Source organism: Saccharothrix sabaoui (genome assembly GCF_051756985.1).
Lineage (GTDB): Bacteria > Actinomycetota > Actinomycetes > Mycobacteriales > Pseudonocardiaceae > Actinosynnema.
In genome coordinates this window covers 1-23,562 of record NZ_JBPKJK010000113.1, presented here as the reverse complement: position 1 = coordinate 23,562, position 23,562 = coordinate 1, and the positions used below count along the sequence as shown (strand labels likewise).

Below are 23,562 nucleotides of genomic sequence, written 5' to 3'. Positions count from 1 at the left end.
ACCGATGAACGGCAGGCCGGGCAAGGTCGCCCTCTTCGAGCAGTTCGCGGCCGACGGCATCGAGTACATGTTCGGCAACCCGGGGACCGTCGAGCAGGGGTTCCTGGACGCCGGGCGCGAGTTCGACCTCCAGTACCTGCTGGCGCTGCACGAGGGCGTCGCGGTGGGCATGGCGGACGGCTACGCGCGGGCCACCCAGCGCCCGGCCCTGGTCCAGCTGCACAGCGGGGTCGGGCTGGGCAACGGGATCGGCATGCTCTACCAGGCCAAGCGCGGCGGGTCGCCGCTCGTCGTGGTCGTCGGGGAGGCGGGCGTCCGCTACGACGCCATGGACGGGCAGATGGCGGCCGACCTGGTCGCGATGGCGGAGCCGGTCACCAAGTACGCGACCCGCGTGCTGGACCCGTCCTCGACGCTGCGGGTGCTGCGGCGGGCGGTGAAGATCGCGATGACGCCGCCGCGCGGCCCGGTGCTGGTCGTCGTCCCGGCCGACGTGCTGGACGAGGTCACCACCGAGGCCGTGTTCCCCACGCCGGTCCCGAGCACCCGGGTGGTGCCGGAGACGCCGCTGGTGGCGGAGGCCGCCGCCGCCCTGCTGGCCGGTGACCGCCGGCTGGTGCTGATGGGCGACGGCGTCGCCACCAGCGGGGCGCAGCGCGAGCTGACCGCGGTCGCCGAGGCGCTGGGCGCGACGGTGTGGGGGGTGAACTCCTCGGAGTTCAACTTCGACGCCACGCACCGGCTCCACGGCGGTCAGCTTGGCCACATGTTCGGCGCGGACAGCGCCCGCGTGGTCGGCGAGGCGGACTCGGTGCTCATCGTCGGCACCTACGTGTTCCCCGAGGTGTTCCCCAGCCTGGACAACCCGTTCAAGCCGGGGGCGAGGATCGTGCACGTCGACCTCGACAGCTACGAGATCGCCAAGAACCACCCGGTGGACGTGGGCATCGTCGCGGACCCCAAGCTCACGCTCGCCGCGCTGGCGCGGGAACTGGTCCGCCAGGACCCCGCCGCGCGCGGCGCCGCGCCGGTCGCCGAGGCGCCGCGCGGCCGGCCCGTGCACCCGGAGCCCCCGCTCCAGGAGGACACGGTGCTGGACCGGTTCGTGCGGCGGCTCGCCCGCCGCGCGCCGGAGGACCTGGTGGTGTTCGACGAGGCGCTCACCGCGTCCGGGCCGCTGGCGAAGCACCTGCCGCCGCAGCAGCCGGGCCGGTTCTTCCAGACCCGCGGCGGGTCCCTGGGGGTCGGCATCCCCGGCGCGCTGGGCGTCAAGCTCGCCCGGCCGGAGCTGCCCGTGGTGGCGTTCACCGGCGACGGCGGCTCGATGTACACGATCCAGGCGCTGTGGACCGCGGCCCGCCACGGCATCGGCGCCAAGTTCGTGATCTGCAACAACCGCCGCTACCACCTGCTCGACCTCAACATCGAGCAGTACTGGCGGGAGCAGGGCCTCTCCCCGCACGCCTACCCGGCCGCGTTCGACCTGGCGACGCCGGAGATCTCGTTCACCGGGCTGGCCGCGTCGCTGGGCGTGCCGGGGCGGCGCGTGGAGAAGCTGTACGAGGTGGACGCCGCCGTGGAGGAGATGCTCGCCCACGACGGCCCCTACCTCGTCGACCTCGTCATCGACTGAAGGCGCATCGACCGAGACCGGGAAGGGGTCGGACACATGACTGGGGGAGCCGGTGACCGGATCACCGAGGCCGCCGTGCGCGGCCTGGTGGAGGACTGGTTCACCGCACTGGACCGGCACGACGACGTGGAGGTGCTGCTCGGCCTGCTGACCGAGGCGGGCCTGGTGATGCACCTGCCGCACCGCACGGTGCGCAGCCACGCGGACTTCCGGTCCTGGTACGGCGAGACGACGAGCACCTACTTCGACGAGGTGCACGACGTGCTCGGCGTGCGGGTGGCGACCACGTCGCCGCTGCACGCGGAGGTGACGCTGCGGGTGGCCTGGCAGTCCCGCACGTGGGTGCCGCCCTCGCCGAACAGCGCGTGGGTCGGCGTCACCACCGAGGAGACGTGGTCCGTCGTGCACCGCGACGGCCGCCCGAAGATCCGCACGTGCACCGTCGGGGGCCTGACCCCCATGCCGGGGTCCGCCGCCCCGCGCGCGACCGGGCTCGCTCCCGAGAGCGCCGCGGCGTAGCAGGCGTCGACCCCACGCCACCGGCGACCGCCGCGGGGGCGGTCCCGGTGGCCGCGCGCCCGGCCCGACGAGTTCGGCGAACCGCCGGGCCGGGCGCGCCACCCACCCACACTTCCGAACGAAGGCGACGACATGACCCAGACCGCTGAGGCCCCGGCCACCGAGGGGCGGCTCCAGGGCAGGCGCATCGGCATCCTGATGGAGAGCGACTACGTCGAGGAGGAGATCTCCTACTACCGCATGAGGTTCGCCGAGGAGGGCGCCCAGGTCGAGCTGCTGACCCGGCTGTGGGGCGGCGACTCGCTCACCTTCACCGGCCACGAGCAGCGCGCGCCCATCGAGGTGAGCGGCGACCTGGAGGCGCTGGACTACGACGAGCTGTCCCGGTTCTCCGCGCTCATCGTGCCCTCGGGCATGGTCGCGGACCGGCTGCGCTACACCGACGACGTGCAGCGGGCCGCGCCCGCGGTCGAGGTGATGCGGCGGGCGTTCCGGCTGCCGAACCTCGTCAAGGCGTTCTCCTGCCACGGCCTGCTGCTGCTGTCCTCGGTGCCCGAGCTGGTCCGCGACCGGCCGGTGACCTGCCACAACAACCTGGTCGGCGACGTGCGCAACATGGGCGCCGTCTACACCGGCCGCGACGTGGTCGTGGACGGCGACCTGGTCACCTCGCGCACCGCGGAGCAGTGCAACCTGCTGGCCCGCACCGTGATCGAGATGCTGGTCGCGAGGGGGAGCGGTGGGCGCTGAACTCGCTCACACCTTCTCCGACACCACCGCGGGCCGCGTCGAGTCGTTCGCGGGCGACAGGCTCGCCGTCCGCACGCCCGACGGCCGCACGGTCGTCCTGCGCCTGACGGGCACCACGTCCGCGCAGGTGGTCCGCAACCTCGGCGAGCCGCACCGGGACGCCACCGGCCGGCTCGCCGAGCTGCTCGTGCCCGGCCGGTTCGTGTTCGCGCACGGCCCGGTCTACCCGGAGCCGGACGGCCTCCGCTACCAGGTCGCGCAGCTCCTCCTGGTCGGCGACGAGACCGAGGAGCACGTGTTCGAGCGGCCCGGCTGGTGGGTCGACCAGCTGCGCGAGCTGGCCCGGTTCTACCGGCGCGCCCAGTTCGGCGCGGGCGAGGTCGACTACGCCGACTACCGCACCGAGATCCGGCTGGGCGGCGACAAGGGCGGCCGGCACGTGCAGGAGACCGACACGATCTCCCGCCTGGTGTACGGCATGGCGTCGGCGTACATGCTGACCGGCGACGAGGACTTCCTGACCGTCGCGGACCGCGGCTCGGCGTACCTGCGCGAGCACATGCGGTTCGTCGACACCGACCTCGGCGTCACGTACTGGTACCACGGCGTCGACGTGGACGGCGGGCGCGAGCGCAAGCTGTTCACCTCCGAGTTCGACGACGACCAGCGCGCGATCCCCGCCTACGAGCAGATCTACGCGCTGGCCGGGCTGGTGCAGACCTACCGGCTCACCGGCGACCCGGCGATCAAGGCGGACGTCGACGGCACGATGAGGCTGTTCGAGCGGTTCTTCGCCGACCCGGCGCGCGGCGGGTACTGGTCGCACGTCGACCCGGTGGAGCTGAGCCCGCACGCCGCGTCGCTGGGCCCGAACCGGGCCCGCAAGAACTGGAACTCGGTCGGCGACCACGCCCCCGCGTACCTGTTCAACCTGTACCTGGCCACCGGGGACGAGCGGCACCTCGACATGCTGGAGCACACCTTCGACATGATCGTGTCGCACTTCCCCGACCGGGGCACGCCGTTCGTGCAGGAGCGCTTCCACGGCGACTGGACGCCCGACCGGTCGTGGGGCTGGCAGCAGGACCGGGCGGTCGTCGGGCACAACCTCAAGATCGCCTGGAACCTGACCCGGATGAACGCCGTGCGCGCCAAGCACGACTACGCGCGCACGGCCGACGAGCTGGCCCGCTCGATGCCGGCGGTGGGCCGCGACGGGCACCGGGGCGGCTGGTACGACCTGGTGCAGCGGCAGCCGCCGCACGACTTCGTGTGGCACGACCGCAAGGCGTGGTGGCAGCAGGAGCAGGCGATCCTGGCCTACCTGGCGCTGGCCGGGCACCGGCGCTCGCCGGAGTTCCTGGCGCACGGCCGGGAGGCGGCGGCGTTCTACAACGCGTTCTTCCTCGACCACGACGAGGGCGGCGTGTACTTCAACGTGCTCAACAACGGCATCCCGTACCTGACGGGCACGGAGCGGTTGAAGGGCAGCCACTCCATGTCGATGTACCACTCGGCGGAGCTGTGCTTCCTGGCGACCGTCTACAGCGGACTGCTGGTGCGCGGCGAGCCGCTGGACCTGTGGTTCAGGCCGGGGCCGGACGCGGACTTCCCGGGCCGGCTGCTGCGGGTCGCGCCGGACGTGCTGCCCGCCGGCCGGGTGCGGCTCGACCGGGTCCTGGTCGACGGCGTCCCGTACGCGGACTTCGACGCCGGGGCGATGACCGTGCGGCTGCCGGACAGCGCGTCCGCGGTGACCGTGCAGGCGCGGCTGGCCCCCGTGGAGGGGGCGTGACCGCGACCGCCGACAGGTGGGTGGACGGGTTCCGCGTCGCGCCCGCCCCGCCGCTGCCGCTGGGCTCGACCGCCACGCCGGACGGCATCGCGTTCGCGGTCGCGTCCGCCTCGGCCCGGCGCGCGTCGCTGGTGCTGCTCGACCCCGAGCGCGGCGACGTGGTGGCCGAGCTGCCGTTCCCGCGCGAGTACCGGGTCGGCGACGTGTGGGCGATGACCGTGCTGGGCCTGGACCCCGACCTGGTGCACTACGCCTACCGGGTCGACGGCGGCGACCTGCTGCTCGACCCGCACGCCAGGCTCATCGCGGGCGGCGAGGTGTGGGGCGAGCGGCCCCGCCACCGGGCGCGGGTCGTGCCGCCGGACGACTTCGACTGGGGCGGCGCGGTCCGGCCGCGGGTGCCGGTCGAGGACCTGGTGGTCTACGAGCTGAACGTGCGCGGCTACACCCGGCACGGCTCGTCCGGGGTGGCCGCGCCCGGCACGTTCGCGGGCCTGCGGGAGAAGGTGCCGCACCTGCGCGACCTGGGCGTGAACTGCGTGGAGCTGATGCCGGTCTTCGAGTTCGACGAGACCGACGTGCCCGGCGCGCCGGAGCGGCTCAACGCGTGGGGCTACCACCCGGTGGGGTTCTTCGCGCCCAAGGCGTCCTACGGCTCGCCGCGCGAGTTCAAGGAGCTGGTGCGCGACCTGCACGGGGCGGGCATCGAGGTCGTGCTCGACGTGGTGTTCAACCACACCGGCGAGGGCGACCACCGCGGGCCGACGCAGTCGTTCCGGGGCCTGGACAACGAGGTGTACTACCTGCTCACGCCGGACGGCGGCTACTACAACTTCAGCGGCACCGGGAACACGCTCAACTGCAACCACCCGGTGGTGCGGGAGCTGGTCCTGGCGAGCCTGCGGCACTGGGCGGTGGAGTACCGGGTCGACGGGTTCCGGTTCGACCTGGCGTCGGTCCTCGCGCGCGGCACGGACGGCGCGCCGCTGCCCAACCCGCCGCTGCTGGAGGCGGTGGCGCACGACCCGGTGCTGGCCGACCGCAAGCTCATCGCCGAGGCGTGGGACGCGGGCGGGCTGTACCAGGTCGGGTCGTTCCCGTCCTACGGCCGCTGGATGGAGTGGAACGGCCGGTACCGGGACGCGCTGCGGCGGTTCCTGGTGGCCCGGCCGGGCAGCGCGGGCGAGCTGGCGGGCGGGCTGATCGGCTCGCCCGACCTCTACGGCGGGCGCGGCACCGGCGCGTCGGTGAACTTCGTGACGTGCCACGACGGGTTCACCCTCGCCGACCTGGTGTCCTACGACCACAAGCACAACGAGGCCAACGGCGAGGGCAACCGGGACGGCCACGACGCCAACGAGAGCTGGAACTGCGGCTGGGAGGGCCCCACGTCCGACCCGGCCGTGCTGGGGCTGCGGGCGCGGCAGGCGCGCAACGCGCTGACCCTGCTGATGGTCAGCAACGGCGTGCCCATGCTGCTCGGCGGCGACGAGTTCGGCCGCACCCAGCGCGGCAACAACAACGCCTACTGCCAGGACAACGACACCACGTGGGTGGACTGGGAGCTGGCGGGGCGCAACGCCGACCTGGTCGCGTTCACCCGGTCGCTGGTGGACCTGCGCGCCCGGCACCCCGTGCTGCGGCGGGCCGAGCACCCCGGCGGCGAGGACGTGCCGGGGTGGCGGTACCCGGCGGTGAGCTGGCACGGCGCGCGGCCGTTCGAGCCGGACTGGTCGGACGCGTCGCGGCTGGTGGCCGTGCTGCTGCACGACGGGGACGCGGGCGACACCGTGTTCGTCGCGGCCAACACGGACCTGGCGGCCGTGGACGTGGTGCCGCCCGGGGCGCCGGAGGGCACCGCGTGGCACGTCGTCGTGGACACCTCCGGTTCGGCCGGCCCGGCCGACGCGCTGGTCGTGGCGGGGAAATCGGTGGTCGTGCTGGAGGCGCGGCCCGTGGACGAGGGGGGACTGTGAGCTTCGAGGCGTACCTGGGGTTCACCGGGCGCACCGGGACCGTCTACCTGACCGGGGAGCTGGACGCGGACACCGCGCCGGTGTTCCGGTCGCTGGTGGAGCAGGCCGCGCGGCGCCCGCTGGACCGGCTGGTGCTGGACCTGACCGGCCTGGAGGTGCTGTCGTCGGCCGGCGTGCGCTGCCTGGCGTTCGCCCAGCAGCAGCTGCCGCCCGCCACGTCGATCATCGTCGTGGGCGCCCGGCCGGCGGTCGTGGACGTCATCCGGCTGGCGGGGTTCGACCGGGCGGTCGTGATCGCCGAGCGCGCGGCGTGAGCGAAATGCCCCCGCGGCCGGTCCGGAAATAGTCCGCGAAGGGCGCGGCGCGCCGGCGGGACCCCCACCCGGTACCGCGGTCGAATGTCGATCGCGGACCGGGTCGGGCAATCCCGGCGCGCCCGTCCGGCGGAATCCGTTCGGACAGCGGGCGTTCCCCCGATCGGATTTGCCGCAGGTGGGCGGGGGCGTCCGAAAGAGGTTGAACAGTCAAGTACATCACCCTGCGTAGAGGGGGTGGTGACCGAATTGCGTCTTCTTGCACGGACCGGGACTACAGGGGCCGATCGGCCCCTTGTGTCACCGAGGGTGATCGTTCGCCTCCGGCGCGGCATCGCCCGGAGTCGACTTCCTCCTGTTGGCGGAGGCGTCGGCGGAAAAACCGCAGCACCCTCACAATCGTCGCCACCTACGGAGTGTGATCATCTTCGGGACGGTGGATAACCATTCAACGATAGCGCTTACGTCGGACCTCACGAGGTCGCACCGACTTCGGCGAGTATCGCTTGCAGGTCGCGTTGCCCATATGGAGTATCGGTTCAGTACGCTATGTGACAGTTTCGGGGGTCCACGGTGGTCGAAGACAGTCTTCGCACTGCTCTTTCGCTTGCCAAGAATGATGAGGTGACACACTTCGCGCAAGACAAGTTCAGCTCTCTTGCCCGGTCTGACCAGCGCAGATGGGCTGAGGTATATCTCAGGGGGTTGTTGCTTGGACACGGCCGCAAGTCTGTCCGAAGAATCGCCGAGGAGGTTCTTGAGCTACCGGTTTCGCAATCGCTCCAACAATTCATCAACCAAAGCCCGTGGGACTGGCGGGATGTTCGGTCAAAAATTGCCGAAGAGGTCGACGAACTGCTCCGGCCACGAGCCTGGGTGATCGCCGACACGACCATCCCGAAACGCGGTGACCATTCCGTCGGGGTCGAGCGCAGGTTCGTGCCGAGCGAGGGCCGCGCGATCAACTGCCAGATCGGCACGGGTCTCTTCCTGGCCGGCGAGGCGGCGGCCATCCCGGTCGACTGGCGCGTCCAGCTGAGCCGCCGGTGGACCGACGACCACCGCCGCCGGGACCGGGCCTACATCCCGGAGTCCGTGCGGGCGCAGCCGGACTGGCAGTACGCGCTCGACATGGTCGACGAGGTGGGCGAGTGGGGCATCCCGCGCGCCCCCGTGGTGGGCGACCTGCGGCACAGCGCCGGCGCCCACCGGCTGATGGCGAAGCTCGCCGAACTGGGGGGCGACTTCGTCTTCGAGGTGCCGGACACGCTGGAGGTGGTCCCCGGACCGCACCTCGCCGCCGTGCACACCGGCTACGGGCCGCACCGGGGCCCGAACGTGCTGCGGGCGCGGGACTGCCTGCGCGGCGCCGACATCAAGCACCGCCAGGTCGTCACCTGGTCGACCGGCGTGGACGGCAAGCACCGCGCCACGCAGGCGGTGTCGGTGCCCGTGCGGCTGCCCGCCGACCCGGGCCGCCGCGGCGGCCCGGCGCTCCAGCTCGTCGGCACCTCGCGGCAGGGCGGCCGGGCGAAGCTCTGGCTGACCAACCGCACCGACCTCCGCGCGGCGGAGGTGATGTCACTGGGGGCACTCGTCGAGCGCACCGCGTGCGACCTTCAAGACCTGAGGGCGCACTTCGGTCTCCTCGATTTCGAAGGCCGCTCGTACCGGGGCTGGCACCACCACATGACGCTCGTGTCGGCGGCCTACACCTTCGCCAAGCGCAGCGCGGTGCTCGCCCAGCGGGTGCGGCAGCCGTCCTGAGCGGTCGCGCGTGCCTCAACGACGAGGCACGCGCCGAGGGGGGACCCGGCGCGGCGTGCGGCGGCGCCGGGGTTCCCCGGGTTCCCCGGGTTGCCGGGTTCCCCGGGGTGCCGGGCTAGGTGCGCGTCTCCCGCGTCCGCCACAGCACCAGCACGAAGTACGGCGTGCCGATCAACGAGATCACCAGGCCCGCCGGGACCTGCGCGGGCGCGATGGCGGTGCGGCCGATCGTGTCCGCGACGCTCACCAGCACCGCGCCGAGCGCCGCCGCCACCGGCAGGACGCGCGCGTGCCGGCCGCCGACGACCGAGCGCGCCAGGTGCGGCGCGACGAGGCCCACGAAGCCGACCACGCCGATCGCGGACACCGCGGTGGCCGCCAGCACGCCCGACGCCACCAGGACCACCAGCCGCGACCGCTCCACCGGCAGGCCGAGCACGCGCGGCGTGTCGTCGTCGAGGCTGTGCAGGTCCAGCTCGCGGTGCCGCGCCCACAGCAGCGGCAGGAGCAGCGCCAGCGCCAGCAGGGTCGGCACGACCTGCTCCAGGGTGCGCCCGTAGGTCGAGCCCGACATCCAGGTCAGCGCCTTCGCCGTGTTCCACGGGTCGGAGGTGGTGATCAGCAGCGTGATCAGGGCCGTCCCGCCCGACCAGGACGCGATGCCGATGACCACCAACCGGTCCGGGTCGAGCCCCGACCGCCACGCCAGGCCGTAGACCAGCGCGAACGCCAGCGCCGCGCCCACCCCGGCGGCACCGGCGACCTGCCACGCCCCGGCCAGCGGCACCAGCGTGATCAGCGAGATGGCGCCCAGGCCCGCGCCCGCCGTGATGCCGAGCAGGCCGGGTTCGGCGAGCGGGTTGCGGCTCACCGACTGGGTGCCGCAGCCCGCCACGGCCAGCGCCGCGCCGGCCACCAGCGCCGCGAGCACCCGCGGCAGGCGCTGGTCCACCACGAACGTCAGCGCCGTCCCGGTGCGCCCGGACACCCAGTTCGCCAGGTCGCCCAGCAGCACGAGCCGGTCGCCGAGCATCAGCCCCACCACGGGCGCGGTCACCAGCAGCGCCGCGAGCACCACCCACGTCACGACCAGCCGGCGCGTCGACCCGGCCACGCCGACCCGACCGGCGGGCGCCTGCCGCGGCGTGCCGCTCGACCGGGCGCGCCGCGCCAACCACACCAGCACGACCGCGCCGAGGATCGTCGTGGTCACGCCGGTCGGCACCCGCACCGCCCCCGCCGAGCCCATCACGGCCCGCAGCAGCACGTCCGCGCCGAGCACGACCAGCACGCCCACCAGGCCCGACACCGGCAGCAGCAGCCGGTGCCGCCCCAACCCGGGCACGAACGGCACGAGCAGCCGCGTGATCACCGGCGCGCTCAGCCCGACGAACCCGACCGGCCCGGCCACGGTCACCGCCGCCGCCGTGAGCGCCACCGTCAGCAGCACCGCGCCGACGCGCGTGCGCCGCACCTTCAGCCCGAGCACGGTGGCGTTGTCGTCGCCCAGGGCGAGGACGTCGAGCGACTTGCCCATCGCGACCAGCGCCACCACGGCGACCACCACGACCGGCGTCACCTGCCCGGTGCCCTCCAGGTCGCTCACGGTCAGCGACCCGCTGCCCCAGCCGAACAGGCCGGACGTCTCCTGCTCGAACAGCAGCAGCAACAGGTACGTCGCCGAGTGGAGGGTCAGCGCGACCGCCGACCCGACGAGCACCAGGCGCGGGCTCGCGGACCCGCCGCCCGCCAGGCCCAGCACCACGACCGCCGCCGCGAGACCGCCGGCGAACGCCGCCGCGCCCGCGGGCAGCGCGGGCAGCGCCACCCCGAACGCCGCGATCGCCACCACGGCCAGGTGCGCCCCCGCGTTCACGGCGAGCGTGTCGGGCGAGGCCAGCGGGTTGCGCGCCACGGACTGCATGCCCGCGCCCGCGACGCCGAGGGCGACGCCGAGCAGCAGCGCGGTCAGCAGACGCGGCACGCGCGACCCCTCCAGCACGGCGAGGGTCTGCGCGTCCCCGTTCCCGACGAGGGCGGCGAGCACGTCGAGGACACCGGTCGACGACGTGCCCTGGGTGAGGTGGACGGCGGAGAGCGCGACGATGGCGGCCACGATCCCCGCCGTCGCGGCGGCGGTGCGCGGCATCAGCCGGCGAGCGCCTTCACGACCTGGTCGGCGACGCGCTCGACCGACTCGGGCCCGCCGAACGTCCACGTGCCCGGCTCCAGCTTGAACACCTTCCCCGAGGTGACGAACGGCAGCCGCTGCCACACCGGGTTCTGCGCGAGGCCGGTGGTGAACACGTCGTCCTCGGAGGCGCTGTAGAACAGCACGGTCCGCGGGTCGCCCAGCGCGGTCAGGCCCTCGACGTCGGTCTGCCCGAGGCCCCACTGGGCGTCGACCTCGCCGGTCCAGGCGTTGACCAGGCCCATCCGCTCGGCGACGTCGGAGACCAGCGAGCCCTTGCCGAACGGGCGGATGTTGACCGTGCTGCCCTTGAGCCAGCCGTCGGCCATGAGGAACGGCGTGCCCGCCAGGTCCTTCTGCGCGACGGCGGTCTTCCCCGCGTCGAGCGCGGCGTTCATCCCGGCGAGGAGTTCGTCGGCCTCGGCGTCCTTGCCCACGGCCTTGGCGACGATCCTGAGGTCGTCGCCCAGCCGGTCGAGGTTGCGGGCCGCGTCGCTGCCCTTGGTGACGACGACCGGGACGTACTCCTCCAGCCGGCCGGCGAGCGTCGCGTCGCGGCCCTCGGGCATCACCACGACGTCCGGGTCGAGCGCGACGATCGAGTCCACGCTGGGCTCGGCGCGCGTGCCGACGTCCTTCACCGAGTCGGCCAGCGGGACGGCGGCGTTCCACGTCTCGTAGCCGGCGGTGTCGGCGGCGCCGACCGGCATCACGCCCAGCGAGGCGAGCATCTCGGCCTCGGCCCACTCCAGGGCGACGACCTTCGCGGCGGGCGCCTCCAGCCGCACGGCCTTGCCGCGGGCGTCGGTCACGGTGACCGGTCCGCCGGCGCCGGTGGTGGGCGTGCTCCCGGCGGGTGCCTCGGTGGTGCCGCACGCGGACAGCAGCACGGCCGCCGTCACGAGGGCAGGGGTCAGCAGGCGCATGGCGCGTACCTCTTTCTCGGGGTGTTCAGGCGGGACGGGGCGTGTGCCGGCCGAGCGGGCGGCAGTGGACGGCTCCGGTGACGGGGTCCTCGGCGACGTGCACGGTGACGCCGTAGGCGCGGGAGAGGTGGTCGGTGGTCAGCACGTCGCGCACACCGCCGGCGGCGACCACCCGGCCCTCGGACAGCAGGACCACCTCGTCGGCGACGATCGCCGCGTGGTCGAGGTCGTGGAGCACCACGCCGACCGCGACGCCGTGGTCGTCGGCCAGGTCGCGCACCACGTCCAGCACCTCGACCTGGTAGCGCAGGTCCAGGTGGTTGGTGGGTTCGTCCAGCAGCAGCACGGAGGTCCGCTGCGCCAGGCAGGAGGCCAGCCAGACGCGCTGGAGCTCGCCGCCGGACAGCTCGTCCACGCCGCGCGCGGCCATCGCCGTGACGCCGGTCAGCTCCATGGCGCGGGTGATGGCGGCGTTGCCGTCGAGGTCGACGCCGCGCCAGCCGGACCGGTACGGGTAGCGCCCGTAGGAGACGACGTCGCGCACCGACACCCCGGACGGCGTGGGCCGCTGCTGCGTCAGCAGGGTGACGTTGCGGGCGAACTCCTTGCCGGACAGCGCGGAGTGCCCCCACACCGACCGCTCGCCCAGCAGGACGCGCCCGTCGCGCGGCTTGTGCAGGCGCGCGAGCGAGCGCAGCACGGTCGACTTGCCGGACCCGTTGGGCCCCACGAGCGCGGTCACCGCGCCCGCGCGCAGCTCCAGCGAGACCCCCTCCACGACCGCCCGGTCGTGGTGCGCGAGCACCAGCGACTCCCCGGCGAGCAGCGCGTCTCCCGTTGACATGAGGGGAGCCTAACCTAAGTTGAAGATCACCCGTACGGGCGTGATCCGCCGCACTTCCCGGGCCGTCCGGTGACAGCGGGCGATCAGGCCAGGGTCGGGCGCGGTCGCCTCACCGGCGGAAGTGGCGCCGCGTGTCGGCGGCCATCGAGGCGAACACCCGCGCGTTGACGGCACCGCCGAAGCGCAGGTTCGGCTCGTAGGCGAACGTCCACGTGAACCGGCACCCGCCGGGCGCCGGCTCGACCAGGTAGTCCTCGCCGAACCGGCGGAACACCGGCAGGTTCGCCGAGTCCACCGCGAACGACTGCCGCCGCCCCTCCTCCCAGCGGAAGAAGCGCTCGCGCAGCCGCAGGGCGCCCAGCACGGAGGCGCGCCGGGTCGTGCCGACGCCGAACGGGCGCGGCGAGGTGTACTCCACCGACGACAGCAGCCGGCACCACCACAGCGCGTTCGTCGCGGTCAGGCCGCGCCACACGCGCTCGGGCGACACCGGCAGGTCCAGCACGAAGACGTGGCGCTCCGGCGCCGTCCCGAAGAACTCCGCGTCGACCGGCTCCAAGTCAGGCACGCCGCCCAGTGTGCACCCGAACCCGAACGGACACCCGTCGTGCGGTGGATGACCACCGGGAGCACCACCGCGTTGGGCCACCCAGGGGACGGGTGCGCTCGAACGTGTGGATCAGTGCGCCGGGTCTTGGCCGCCGCCCCCCGGCACTGGTTGCGTACACCCCCGTACGCCCCGTCACGCCCCGCCCCGTGCCGCACGCCCCGTGCCGCCTGCCCCGCCGCACGCCCGCCCCGCCACACGCCACACACCGCCGAGAGGTGCGCCCCAGATGCCGCAGCCGTTCCAGTTGCCGGACTTCTACACGCCCCACCCGGCGCGGCTGAACCCCAACCTGGAGCGTGCGCGCGAGCACACGAAGGCGTGGGCGTACGAGATGGACATGATCGACGTCCCGCAGCACGGCGCGGTCGTCTGGACCGAGGACGACCTCGACTCCCACGACTACGCCCTGCTGTGCGCCTACACCCACCCGGACGCGTCGCCGGACGACTTGGACCTGGTCACCGACTGGTACGTGTGGGTCTTCTACTTCGACGACCACTTCGTCGAGCTGTACAAGCGCAACCCGGACGTGGCGGGCGCCAAGGCGTACCTCGACCGGCTGCCGCTGTTCATGCCGGTCGACGGCCCGATCACCGAGGAGCCGACCAACCCGGTCGAGAAGGGCCTCAAGGACCTCTGGGAGCGCACCGTCCCGGCCCACTCGGCCGACTGGCGCCGCCGGTTCGCGGACAACACGAAGCACCTGCTCGACGAGTCGATGTGGGAGCTGCTGAACATCTCCGAGGGCCGCCTGTCCAACCCGATCGAGTACATCGAGATGCGGCGCAAGGTCGGCGGCGCGCCGTGGTCCGCCAACCTGGTCGAGCACGTCACCGGCATGGAGGTCCCGGCCCGCATCGCGCTGTCGCGGCCGATGGGCGTCCTGCGCGACACCTTCTCCGACGCCGTGCACCTGCGCAACGACCTGTTCTCCTACGAGCGCGAGGTGCTCGACGAGGGCGAGCTGAGCAACGGCGTGCTGGTGCTGGAGAAGTTCCTCGACGTCCCCACTCAGGAGGCCGCCGAGGCGGTCAACGACCTGCTCACCTCCCGCCTGCACCAGTTCGAGCACACCGCCGTCACCGAGGTGCCGCCGCTGCTCGACGAGCACGGCGTCGACCCGGCGGGCCGCCTCGCGGTGCTCGCCTACGTCAAGGGCCTCCAGGACTGGCAGGCCGGCGGGCACGAGTGGCACGCCCGCTCCAGCCGCTACATGAACGAGGGCGCGGTCACCGCCTCCCCGGCGCTCGGCGGCCCCACCGGCCTGGGCACGTCCGCGCTGCGCTCGCTGCTGGCCACCGCGCCGCAGCGGCTGCGCGCCCACACCCGCCGGCCGTTCCAGGAGGTGCCGCCGCTGCCGAAGCCGGCCCTGGAGATGCCGTTCGAGCTGCGCGTCAACCCGCACTGGCGGGAGGCGCTGGAGCGCGGCGTGAGCTGGGCGCGCGACATGGGCGTGTTCGACGACGTGCCGCGGGTGTGGACCGAGGAGCGCTGCCGCGACATGGACCTCGCGCTGTGCTCGGCGGGCATCGACCCGGACGGCACGTTGGACGACATGGTGACCTCCGTGATGTGGCTGACGTTCGGCACCTACGGGGACGACCACTACCCGGCCGCGTTCGGCCGCACGCCCGACGTGGTCGCCGCCAAGGTCGTCACCGAGCGGCTGAAGCGGATGATGCCGCTGGAGGGCGTCGCGCCCGCCGCGGTGACGCCGCTGGAGCGCATGCTGGACTCGGTGTGGGTGCGCACCACGACCGGGATGCCGCCGGAGAGCAGGCGGCAGCTGCGCGAGTCCGTGGACGTCATGCTGGACAGCTGGCTGTGGGAGCTGAAGAACCAGCACGAGAACCGCGTGCCCGACCCGGTCGACTACATCGAGATGCGGCGGCGCACGTTCGGCTCGGACCTCACCATGAGCCTCGCCAGGTTCGGCCACGGCCGCCTGGTGCCGCCGGAGGTCTACCGGACGCGGGCGATCCGCAACATCGAGAACTCCGCCACCGACTACGCGATGCTCGTGAACGACCTCTACTCGTACCGCAAGGAGGTGCAGTACGAGGGGGAGGTGCACAACCTGGGCGTGGTGGTGGAGAACTTCCTGAACGTCGACCGCGACCGCGCGCGGCAGGTGGTGACGGACCTGGCCAACGCGCGCCTGAACCAGTTCCGGCACTCGGTCGAGCACGAGCTGCCGGCGTTGTTCGAGGAATTCGCCCTGGACCGGGAGGCGCGCCAGGCGCTCACCGCACACGCCCGCGAACTGGAGGACTGGATGGCGGGCATCCTGAACTGGCACGAGGCCGTGATCCGCTACCACGACGCCGACCTCCTCAAGCACCACGGTCAGCACAGCCACCACGGTCAGCACAGCCACCACGGCCAGCACAGCCAGTACAGCCAGCCACAGGGCATCACGATGGCCCTGCGCGGCCCAACGGGCCTGGGCACGGCCTCCACCCGCCTGCCGGCGCACAAGGGCTGACCAGCCAGGCAGGTAGCGGCGGACCAAAGGCGAGCAGCGAGTCAACGACACCGGGCGGCGAGCGGCAGCGGGCGGCGAGCGGCAGCGGGCAGCGGCGGGCAGCAGCGGGCGGGCCATCCCACCGCCCTACCCGCTGCCGCCCGCCGGTTTTCGCCGAACGCGCCGCAGCCAAGCCGCAGCCAAGCCGCAGCCAAGCCGCAGCCGGGTCGCAGTCGAGCCGAATCTCGCCTCGACCATCCGGGTGGCCGCGCCCAGTTCCCCCGTCCAGCCTCACCTTTCCCGCACACCAGCCAGTACCAGCACATTGTCGGTTTGTTGAACAATCCTCGCCGTGTAGTTGATCTTGCTGGCGGTGCTGGTCGCGGCGCGCGCCGAAGGTGTGTTGGATTGTTGAACAATCCTTATCGGTGGTTTATCCATCAGGTTCGAGCGCGGGCTCCGGGTGCCAGTTGTGCGCTCCAGTCATGTGCGCCAGTCAGGTGACGGATGCCCGGCCCGCCGAACGGCTCCTAGCGTCGGTACCACACCGACGGAGGAACCCATGCTCAAGCTCGCGATCATCATCGGCAGCACCCGGCGCGGCAGGTTCGCGCCGGTCGTGGCCACCTGGTTCGCCGACCGCGCCAAGCAGCGCGACGACCTGTCCGTCGACGTGCTGGACCTCGCCGACCTGAACCTGCCGGACACCCTGCACGGCTTCGGCGAGGAACCCGCGCCCGAGGTCGCCGCCGTGTCACCGCGCCTCGCCGAGGCCGATGCGTTCGTCATCGTCACCCCCGAGTACAACCACAGCTTCCCCGCACCGCTCAAGAGCGCCATCGACTGGCACTTCACCGAGTGGCAGGCCAAACCGGTCGGCTTCGTCTCCTACGGCGGCGTGGGCGGCGGGTTGCGCGCGGTCGAGCAGTTGCGGCAGGTCTTCGCCGAGCTGCACGCCGTCACGGTGCGCGATACGGTCAGCTTCCACGGCGCGTGGGCGCGGTTCGACGACGAGGGCGGTCCGCTCGACGCCGACGAGGTGAACAAGGCCGCGACCACCGTCCTCGACCAGCTCGTGTGGTGGGGAACGGCGCTCAAGGACGCCCGCGCCAAGCGACCGTACGGGGTCTGACGTGCGTGCCGTCCGCCTGCACGAGTTCGGCGACCCCGACCGCCTGCGCCTGGAGGAGGTCGACGACCCGTCGCCCGGTCCGGGGCAGGCGCGCATCGCGGTGCGCGCCGCGGGGGTGCACCTCGTGGACGCGGCGGTGCGGCGCGGCCTCACCGGGTGGATGCCGCTGCCGCACCTGCCGACCACGCCCGGCAGCGAGGTGGCCGGCGTGGTCGACGCGGTCGGCGCGGGCGTCGACGGCGCGTGGCTGGGCAGGCGCGTGGTCACCCAGCTCGGCCTCGCCAGCGGGGGGTACGCCGAGCTGGCCGTGCGCGAGGTCGACGCCCTGCACGTGGTGCCGGACGGGCTCGACCTCGCCGCCGCCGTCGCCATGATCTGCACCGGCAGCACGGCGGTCGGCGTCCTGGACGCGGCGGCGTTCGGCCCGGACGACGTGGTGCTGGTGACCGGCGCGGCCGGGGGAGTGGGCACGCTGCTCGTGCAGGGCGCGTCCCGCGCGGGTGCCGCGGTGGTCGGTCTGGCCGGGTGCGCGGAGAAGCGGCGGGCCGTGCTGCGGGCGGGGGCGGAGGCGGCGGTCGACTACCGGGCTGATGGGTGGCGCGACGAGGTGGTCGCGGCGTTGGGGGGACGGGAGGTGACGGCGGTGCTGGACGGCGTCGGCGGCGCGGAGGGGCGGGGCGCGCTCGACCTGCTCGCGCCGGGCGGGCGGCTGGTGATGTTCGGCGCGGCGTCGGGGGAGCTGCTGCGGGTGTCCACGGAGGACCTGTTCGCCCGGTCGCTGACGGCCACCGTCGCTGCCGGACCGCACGTGGCGCGCCGGGCGGGCGGCCTGCGGGTGTTGGAGGACCGCGCCCTGACGGCGGCGGCGACGGGCGCGCTCACCCCGGTGCTCCACCCGTTCCCGCTGGCGGGGGCCGCGCGGGCGCACGAGGCGCTGGAGGGCAGGCGGACGGTCGGCAAAGTCGTCCTGCTCCCGGACACCCCCGCCGCCGACCGCCCCGACCACGATCACCCCGCCGCCGACCACCCCACCCCCGCGCGCTCCGGCCCCGCCCGCCCTGACCGCGCCCACCCCGGCCCCGATCGCGCCGGTCCCGACCACGCCTGCCCCGATCGCGCCGGTCCCGACCACGCCTGCCCCGACCGCGTTGGCCCCGGCCCCGCTGACCCCGGCCCCGCTGACCCCGGCCCCGCTGACCCCGGCCCCGCTGACCCCGGCCCCGCTGACCCCGGCCCCGACCATCCCTGCCCCGGCCCCGGCCATCCCGGCCCCGGTCCAGACCGCGACCGCCCCGCCCACCCCGCCCTGCCCGACCGCGACCGCCGGCTAGGGTCGTGATCATGCCGTCCGAGGCGAACCGACCTGGGGCCGTCCTCCACGGCAGGTCCGCCGAACTCGCCGTCGTCGACCGCCTGCTGTCCGACGCGCGCTCCGGTCGCAGCGGTGTCCTCGTCGTGCGCGGCGAGGCGGGCATCGGCAAGTCGGCCCTCCTCGCCCACGCCGCCGCACGGGCGAGCACCGGCTTCCGCGTCCTGCGCGGCACGGCGGTCGAGTCCGAGTCGGTCGTCCCCTTCGCCGGCCTCAACCTCCTCCTCGGCCGGGCCGTGGAGCACGTCGACGCCCTGCCGCCCGCCCAGGCCACCGCGCTGCGCGGCGCGCTCGGCCTGGCCCCCGCCGACGGCGCCGACACCTACCTCGTCGGCCTGGCCGTCCTGACCCTGCTGGCCGACCTCGCCGAGGAGCGGCCCATGCTGTGCCTGGTGGACGACGCCCACTGGCTCGACGCGGGCTCGGCGCACGCGCTGGTGTTCGCCGCGCGCCGCCTGGAGGCCGAGGGCGTCGCGGTGGTCTTCGCGGCCCGCGACCTGCACGCCCCGCCGTTCCCCGCCCCCGGCCTGCCCGAGCTGCGGCTCACCGGCCTGGACGACCGCGCCGCCGCCGCGCTGCTCGACGAGCACGCCGCCGACCTGCCGCGCTACGTGCGCGAGCGGATCGCGGTCGAGGCGCGCGGCAACCCGTTGGCGCTGCTGGAACTGCCCGCCGCGCAACGGGAGGGGCACCTGCCCGCCGCGCACGCCCACCACGTCGCCGCCCTGCCCACGCACAGCCGCGTCCAGCAGGCGTTCGCCGACCGCATCGCCGCCCTCCCGGAGCGCACCCGCACGCTCCTGCTGGTGGCCGCGGCCGACGACACCGGCGACCCGGGCGTGGTGTTCCGGGCCGCGGGCCTGCTCGGCGCGTCCGTCGACGACCTCGAAGCCGCCGAGCAGCGCCAGCTCCTGCGCTCCGGCGACGGCGGGCTCGCCTTCCGCCACCCGCTGATCCGCGCCGCCGCCTACCGGGGCGCGCCGTTGGTCCGCAGGCTCGCCGTGCACCGCGCGCTGGCCGACGCCACTCGCGACGACCCGCACCGCCGCGCCTGGCACCTGGCGAGCGCCACCACCGGCCAGGACGAGGACGTGGCGCTCGCCCTGGCCCGCACCGCGGAGGACGCGCGGCGGCGCGGCGGGTTCAGCGCGGAGGCCGCCGCGCACCAGCGGGCCGCCGAGCTGACGCCGGACCCGGCGCAGCGGGGCCGCAGGCTGGTCGCGGCGGCGGGCGCGGCGGGGGCGGCGGGCCAGTTCGACCGGGCCTCGGCGCTCGCCGAACGCGCCTGGGACCTGCTGCGCGACCCCGTCGAGCTGGCCGGCGTCGCCCGCGTCCAGGCCAGGGTCGCGGCCGAGCAGGGCCGCCTGGGCGAGGCGTCGGCGACGCTGGCGCGGGCCGCGTCGTGCGCCGAGCGGCACGGCAACCCGGAGCTGGCGGGCGAACTGCTGTTCAACGCCGCGCAGAACGCGTGGGCGGCCCGGGACTTCGCGGCGGTCCGGGAGCTGGCGGAGCGCTCGACCGGCCTGCCCGGCGACCAGGACGTGCGGGCCACGGCCCGTGCCGCGCTGGGCCTGGAGGACGGTGACGTGCGGGGCGCGATGGCCGCGCTGCGCCACCTCGTCGGCTCGCCCCGCGCGGCGGGCGCGGGCAGCGCGGTGGTCGCCTGGTGGAACCTGGTCCTCGGCGATGACGGCGCGGCGATGACGTGGGCGCTGGAGCTGGAGCGCCGTTCGCGCACCGAGGGCGCGCTGGGCGTGCTGCCGCGCGCCCTGGCCTACCTGGCCCGCGGGCGCCTGCACCTCGGCCGGTACCGGGACGCGCGGGTGACCGCCGAGGAGGGGCTGCGGATCGCGGCGGACATCGGGCAGTCGTTCAGCGTCGGCTACCTGCTCAGCGTGCTCGGCGAGCTGGCCGCCGTGCAGGGGGACGAGGAGCGGTGCACCGACCTGGCGGCCCTGATGACCGGCGGCCCGCCCGCGTCGGTGCGGGCGGCGTGCGCGCTGGCCCTGCTCGACCTGGGCCTGGGGCGGCACGAGGCGGTGCTGGACCGGTTGGCGGAGGTGGCCGCGGGACGGCACCGGCTGTACGCGATCGGCAGCCTGCCGGACCTGGTGGAGGCGGCCGTGCGCGTCGGGCGGCCCGAGGTGGCGCGGGAGCCGGCGGACTGGTTCGCGCGCTGGGCGGAGGAGACCGGGCAGCCGTGGGCGCGGGCGGTCGCGCTGCGCTGCCGGGCCCTGCTCGACGACGACGAGCGGTGGTTCGCCGAGGCCGTCGAGCTGCACCGCGCGTCCGACGGTCACCCGTTCGAACGAGCGCGCACGGAGCTGCTGCACGGCGAGCGGCTGCGCCGCGCCCGCCGCCGGACCGACGCCAGGGTGCGCCTGCGCGCCGCCCTCGACCTGTTCGACCGCCTGGGCGCCGCGCCGTGGGCGGCCCGCGCCCGCGCCGAGCTGCGCGCCACCGGCGAGAGCCGCGCGCTGCCGGGACCGGACCCGCTGGGCGCGCTCACGCCGCAGGAGCTCCAGGTGGTGCGGCTGGCCGCCGAGGGCCTGAGCAACCGCGAGATCGGCGCGCAGCTGTTCCTGAGCCCCCGCACGGTCGGCTACCACCTCTACAAGGCGTACCCGAAGCTGGGCGTGGCCTCGCGCGTCGAGCTGGGCAGGCTGGACCTGACCGGGTGACGACCGGAACGGGCGGGACTTCACCCGTTCCGGTCGGTCAGCCCACGACCCTGGCGGCGGACACCGGCCGCCGGGCCACCGGGTACGTGCCCGCGGACGAGGTGTTCACGCTCCACCGGTAGCGGGTGAACGCGCCGGTCTCGTCCGAGGCGTAGAACATCATGTGCCCGTAGCCCGCGCCGTCGGTCCGCGCGCCCGCGTTGAAGATCCGGTTGTCCGGGTACCGCCGGTAGTTGCCGACCCCGTACAGGCCGTGCGGCTCGGACGTGCAGTCGACCACCTCGACCGCGTACTGCGTCTCGCCGGGGAAGTTCAGGCGGCGGGCGGGCGCGGTGTAGGCGCCCTTGAGCGCGCGGACCATCACCACGTGCCCGGTGTTGGTGTCCTGGTCGTTGCGGTAGTCCACCGCGATCAGGTCGCCCGGGCGCAGGTCCGCGACCCGGGTGACCCGCTCGAAGTGCGGCACGTCCCGTTCGGCGAACACCCGGCGGTAGTCGCGGGCGAACGGGCTGGCCAGGCCGAAGTGGGTGCGGAAGAACCGGCTCGTGGCCCACCGGTAGGTCCGCCTGAGCACCGCGGTCTGGAACGACGCGCACTGGCTGCGGTTCACCCAGTCCGAGGCGTCGCCGGGCGTGCCCCACCGGACCACGTTCGGCTGGTCCGGTTCCTTGTAGGTGTTGTTCGACAGCGGGCACGTGGGCAGCGACAGGTAGCCGACGAGCTGCTCGGCCTCCAGCAGGTGCGGTGTGGACGTCCGGTGTGGACCCCGACCGGGGAGCGCCACCGCCCCGGCGACGGCCGTCCCCCCGCGCGGCGTTCTGCCAGGCAGGTCCATCGTGCGACTCCCCCTTCGGCTCCCGGGCCCGCACACCGTAGTCGAAGGGGGGCCGCCGCACGGGGACGTCGGCGCCCGTGCACGCGTGCGTCAGCTGATGTACACCAGCATGACGGTGGTGAGGACCGAGCAGAACGCCAGCACCGTGGCGAACCCGGTCATGGCGGCGCCGGCGGAGAGGAGCAGTTTCGTCACGATGCCGAGCACCCGGCGCAGCATCCGGGCCAGGCCCAGCACCAGGGCCATCGCGGCCATCATGATCATCACGATTACCGGCGTGAACGAGGTGGTCCCGTCGGACTGGGCTAACGCGGCGAGCATGTTCATGGCAACCCCCGGATGGCTTCCTGGGTGAACTTCAGCTCTACTTACTGAAGTTTGATGAACCTCAGTAACTTGAGGGTAAGTCCAGCTGTACCCGGATGACAAGGCACTTTTAGGGTTTCCGGCTCGTCACTTTTTTCGGTGTGGTGTATGTTCTGCACTTCAGCCGCTATGCTGAAGTTTACTGAAGGGCGCGCAAACGTGGTCGTTCCGGGTGACCCCAGCTCGCTGGCCCAGCGCCTCAAGGCGTTGCGCAAAGCCGAGTGGCCCGAGGTGGGCATCACGCAGAGCGACCTCGCCACCGCGTTCAGCGCCGAGAAGCCGACGAGCGTGCCGCTGCTGTCCTCGTGGGAGAGCAGCTCGAAGCCGAAGGTGCCGCCGCTGTCGCGCCTGGCCGCCTACGCGACGTTCTTCGCCACCCGCCGCTCCGTCACCGCCCGCCCGTACCACCTGCTCCCGCTCGACGAGCTGACCGACGACGAACTGGCCCGCCGCGAGGAGCTGCTGGAGGAGCTGACCGACCTCCACAAGCGCACCGGGCAGGGCGGGACGCGGCCGGACGGCAAGGGCGACGGCGGGTTCTGGTACTTCGACGACCTGCACGACATCACCATCGTGGTCGCGCAACTGCCGGAGGCGATGCGGGCGCGGATGCCCTACGCCGACCCCACGCAGCCGGACCACGTCGAGCTCTACACCTACGCCGACCTGGACGCGCTGATCGAGCTGTACGGGCACATCCGGTCCGTCAACCCGAACAACCAGGTCAACTTCCGCACCGCGTCCAGCCTCACGCCCGACGACTACACCACGCACCTGGTGCTGCTGGGCGGGGTGGACTGGAACTCCGTCACCCGGGAGCTCCAGTACCGCCTGGACATGCCGATCACGCAGGTCGGCAGGCACGACGAGTCCGACGCGGGCGGGTTCGTGGTGCGCGGGCCGGGCGAGGCGGAACGGCTCTTCGCGCCGAAGCTCGGCGGCGGCCCCGGCCACGAGGAGCTCCAGGAGGACGTCGCGCACTTCTACCGCGGCGTCAACCCGTTCAACGCCAAGCGCACCGTGACCATCTGCAACGGCATGTACGGCCGGGGGACCCTCGGCGTCGTCCGCACGCTGACCGACATCCGGTTCCGCGACCGCAACACCCAGTACCTGGCGCAGCGCTTCGGGGACAGCGACTCCTACAGCGTCCTGACCCGGGTGTTCGTGGTCAACGGCCAGGTCGTCACCCCCGACTGGACCCAGTCGGCGTTCCGCCTGTTCGAATGGCCGGAGGGCCGGAGTTGACCGTCGCGACGTTCGCGCCCGTCAGGCACCACGAGTCCCACGGGAAGCTCTTGACCGCGGTGGACGCGGCCGACTGCCCGCCCGGGTCGGTCGACGCGGTCATCGTGCCCACGAACCGCCCGTCGTCCTACCTGGAGACCGC

18 protein-coding genes are annotated in these 23,562 nt (G+C 73.7%); 12 read left to right on the top strand and 6 right to left on the bottom strand.

Annotated features, from left to right (window positions below; translation table 11 throughout):
* The first annotated feature begins 4 nt into the window (after nucleotides 1–4).
* The 7 genes from ACR807_RS28765 to ACR807_RS28735 all read left to right on the top strand — a co-directional run bounded on the left by ACR807_RS28765 (nucleotide 5) and on the right by ACR807_RS28735 (nucleotide 8,754).
* Nucleotides 5–1,633: a thiamine pyrophosphate-binding protein gene (locus ACR807_RS28765; protein WP_438924572.1), complete on the top strand. Its 1,629-nt coding sequence runs from the start codon at nucleotides 5–7 to the stop codon at nucleotides 1,631–1,633.
* Nucleotides 1,634–1,669: 36 nt separating this feature from the next.
* Nucleotides 1,670–2,152 carry a Cif family virulence factor gene (locus ACR807_RS28760; RefSeq protein ID WP_438924571.1) on the top strand — a complete coding sequence of 161 codons (483 nt, stop codon included), beginning with the start codon at nucleotides 1,670–1,672 and terminating at the stop codon, nucleotides 2,150–2,152.
* Between the two features lie 132 nt (nucleotides 2,153–2,284).
* Nucleotides 2,285–2,902: a DJ-1/PfpI family protein gene (locus tag ACR807_RS28755; RefSeq protein WP_438924570.1), complete on the top strand. Its 618-nt coding sequence runs from the start codon at nucleotides 2,285–2,287 to the stop codon at nucleotides 2,900–2,902.
* Nucleotides 2,892–4,697 (top strand): AGE family epimerase/isomerase, encoded by a 1,806-nt coding sequence (locus ACR807_RS28750; RefSeq protein WP_438924569.1) that lies wholly within the window; start codon nucleotides 2,892–2,894, stop codon nucleotides 4,695–4,697. Before ACR807_RS28755 ends, ACR807_RS28750 begins: the two co-directional genes overlap by 11 nt.
* Entirely contained in the window at nucleotides 4,694–6,673 is a 1,980-nt protein-coding gene (locus tag ACR807_RS28745; protein WP_438924568.1) for a glycogen debranching protein, read from the top strand. The genes ACR807_RS28750 and ACR807_RS28745 overlap by 4 nt, the downstream gene beginning before the upstream one ends.
* On the top strand, nucleotides 6,670–6,987 hold the full coding sequence (locus ACR807_RS28740) for an STAS domain-containing protein (RefSeq protein ID WP_438924567.1): 318 nt from the start codon (nucleotides 6,670–6,672) through the stop codon (nucleotides 6,985–6,987). The genes ACR807_RS28745 and ACR807_RS28740 overlap by 4 nt, the downstream gene beginning before the upstream one ends.
* A 573-nt stretch (nucleotides 6,988–7,560) precedes the next feature.
* Nucleotides 7,561–8,754, top strand: a complete 1,194-nt coding sequence (locus tag ACR807_RS28735) for an IS701 family transposase (RefSeq protein WP_438924566.1) — start codon at nucleotides 7,561–7,563, stop codon at nucleotides 8,752–8,754.
* A 115-nt stretch (nucleotides 8,755–8,869) separates the two neighbouring features.
* Here ACR807_RS28735 and ACR807_RS28730 read toward each other — a convergent pair whose 3' ends face one another.
* The 4 genes from ACR807_RS28730 to ACR807_RS28715 all read right to left on the bottom strand — a co-directional run bounded on the left by ACR807_RS28730 (nucleotide 8,870) and on the right by ACR807_RS28715 (nucleotide 13,283).
* On the bottom strand, nucleotides 8,870–10,903 hold the full coding sequence (locus ACR807_RS28730) for an iron ABC transporter permease (RefSeq protein ID WP_438924565.1): 2,034 nt from the start codon (nucleotides 10,901–10,903) through the stop codon (nucleotides 8,870–8,872).
* On the bottom strand, nucleotides 10,903–11,871 hold the full coding sequence (locus ACR807_RS28725) for an ABC transporter substrate-binding protein (protein ID WP_438924564.1): 969 nt from the start codon (nucleotides 11,869–11,871) through the stop codon (nucleotides 10,903–10,905). The genes ACR807_RS28730 and ACR807_RS28725 overlap by 1 nt, the downstream gene beginning before the upstream one ends.
* Before the next feature lie 25 nt (nucleotides 11,872–11,896).
* Nucleotides 11,897–12,715, bottom strand: a complete 819-nt coding sequence (locus ACR807_RS28720) for an ABC transporter ATP-binding protein (RefSeq protein ID WP_438924563.1) — start codon at nucleotides 12,713–12,715, stop codon at nucleotides 11,897–11,899.
* Nucleotides 12,716–12,824: 109 nt separating this feature from the next.
* Nucleotides 12,825–13,283, bottom strand: coding sequence for an SRPBCC family protein (locus tag ACR807_RS28715; protein WP_438924562.1), 459 nt, complete (start codon nucleotides 13,281–13,283; stop codon nucleotides 12,825–12,827).
* Nucleotides 13,284–13,551: 268 nt separating this feature from the next.
* Between ACR807_RS28715 and ACR807_RS28710 the strand changes: the two genes are divergently transcribed.
* The 4 genes from ACR807_RS28710 to ACR807_RS28695 all read left to right on the top strand — a co-directional run bounded on the left by ACR807_RS28710 (nucleotide 13,552) and on the right by ACR807_RS28695 (nucleotide 20,971).
* Complete coding sequence (locus tag ACR807_RS28710; protein WP_438924561.1) at nucleotides 13,552–15,810, top strand: terpene synthase family protein; 2,259 nt, start codon at nucleotides 13,552–13,554, stop codon at nucleotides 15,808–15,810.
* 541 nt (nucleotides 15,811–16,351) lie between these two features.
* The gene (locus tag ACR807_RS28705) at nucleotides 16,352–16,921 is read left to right on the top strand and encodes an NADPH-dependent FMN reductase (protein WP_438924560.1); all 570 of its coding nucleotides are present in this window, start codon (nucleotides 16,352–16,354) and stop codon (nucleotides 16,919–16,921) included.
* Between the two features lies 1 nt (nucleotide 16,922).
* Nucleotides 16,923–18,260 carry a zinc-binding dehydrogenase gene (locus ACR807_RS28700; RefSeq protein ID WP_438924559.1) on the top strand — a complete coding sequence of 446 codons (1,338 nt, stop codon included), beginning with the start codon at nucleotides 16,923–16,925 and terminating at the stop codon, nucleotides 18,258–18,260.
* 2 nt (nucleotides 18,261–18,262) lie between these two features.
* A complete protein-coding gene (locus tag ACR807_RS28695) occupies nucleotides 18,263–20,971 on the top strand; it encodes a helix-turn-helix transcriptional regulator (RefSeq protein ID WP_438924558.1) in 2,709 nt (902 codons plus the stop codon).
* A 37-nt stretch (nucleotides 20,972–21,008) separates the two neighbouring features.
* On the opposite strand, the gene ACR807_RS28690 is transcribed toward ACR807_RS28695, so the two are convergent.
* Together ACR807_RS28690 and ACR807_RS28685 are read right to left on the bottom strand one after the other, a co-directional pair.
* The gene (locus ACR807_RS28690) at nucleotides 21,009–21,806 is read right to left on the bottom strand and encodes a hypothetical protein (protein ID WP_438924557.1); all 798 of its coding nucleotides are present in this window, start codon (nucleotides 21,804–21,806) and stop codon (nucleotides 21,009–21,011) included.
* Between the two features lie 90 nt (nucleotides 21,807–21,896).
* The gene (locus tag ACR807_RS28685) at nucleotides 21,897–22,127 is read right to left on the bottom strand and encodes a hypothetical protein (protein WP_438924556.1); all 231 of its coding nucleotides are present in this window, start codon (nucleotides 22,125–22,127) and stop codon (nucleotides 21,897–21,899) included.
* Nucleotides 22,128–22,331: 204 nt separating this feature from the next.
* Between ACR807_RS28685 and ACR807_RS28680 the strand changes: the two genes are divergently transcribed.
* Nucleotides 22,332–23,420, top strand: coding sequence for an XRE family transcriptional regulator (locus ACR807_RS28680; protein ID WP_438924555.1), 1,089 nt, complete (start codon nucleotides 22,332–22,334; stop codon nucleotides 23,418–23,420).
* Nucleotides 23,421–23,562: the final 142 nt, after the last annotated feature.

Coding starts and splice junctions, on each gene's coding strand:
- ACR807_RS28690 (WP_438924557.1), bottom strand. CDS start 21,806: ATGGACCTGCCTGGCAGAACGCCGCGCGGGGGGACGGCCGTCGCCGGG.
- ACR807_RS28760 (WP_438924571.1), top strand. CDS start 1,670: ATGACTGGGGGAGCCGGTGACCGGATCACCGAGGCCGCCGTGCGCGGC.
- ACR807_RS28695 (WP_438924558.1), top strand. CDS start 18,263: ATGCCGTCCGAGGCGAACCGACCTGGGGCCGTCCTCCACGGCAGGTCC.
- ACR807_RS28720 (WP_438924563.1), bottom strand. CDS start 12,715: ATGTCAACGGGAGACGCGCTGCTCGCCGGGGAGTCGCTGGTGCTCGCG.
- ACR807_RS28725 (WP_438924564.1), bottom strand. CDS start 11,871: ATGCGCCTGCTGACCCCTGCCCTCGTGACGGCGGCCGTGCTGCTGTCC.
- ACR807_RS28765 (WP_438924572.1), top strand. CDS start 5: ATGAACGGCAGGCCGGGCAAGGTCGCCCTCTTCGAGCAGTTCGCGGCC.
- ACR807_RS28710 (WP_438924561.1), top strand. CDS start 13,552: ATGCCGCAGCCGTTCCAGTTGCCGGACTTCTACACGCCCCACCCGGCG.
- ACR807_RS28705 (WP_438924560.1), top strand. CDS start 16,352: ATGCTCAAGCTCGCGATCATCATCGGCAGCACCCGGCGCGGCAGGTTC.
- ACR807_RS28730 (WP_438924565.1), bottom strand. CDS start 10,903: ATGCCGCGCACCGCCGCCGCGACGGCGGGGATCGTGGCCGCCATCGTC.
- ACR807_RS28755 (WP_438924570.1), top strand. CDS start 2,285: ATGACCCAGACCGCTGAGGCCCCGGCCACCGAGGGGCGGCTCCAGGGC.
- ACR807_RS28685 (WP_438924556.1), bottom strand. CDS start 22,127: ATGCTCGCCGCGTTAGCCCAGTCCGACGGGACCACCTCGTTCACGCCG.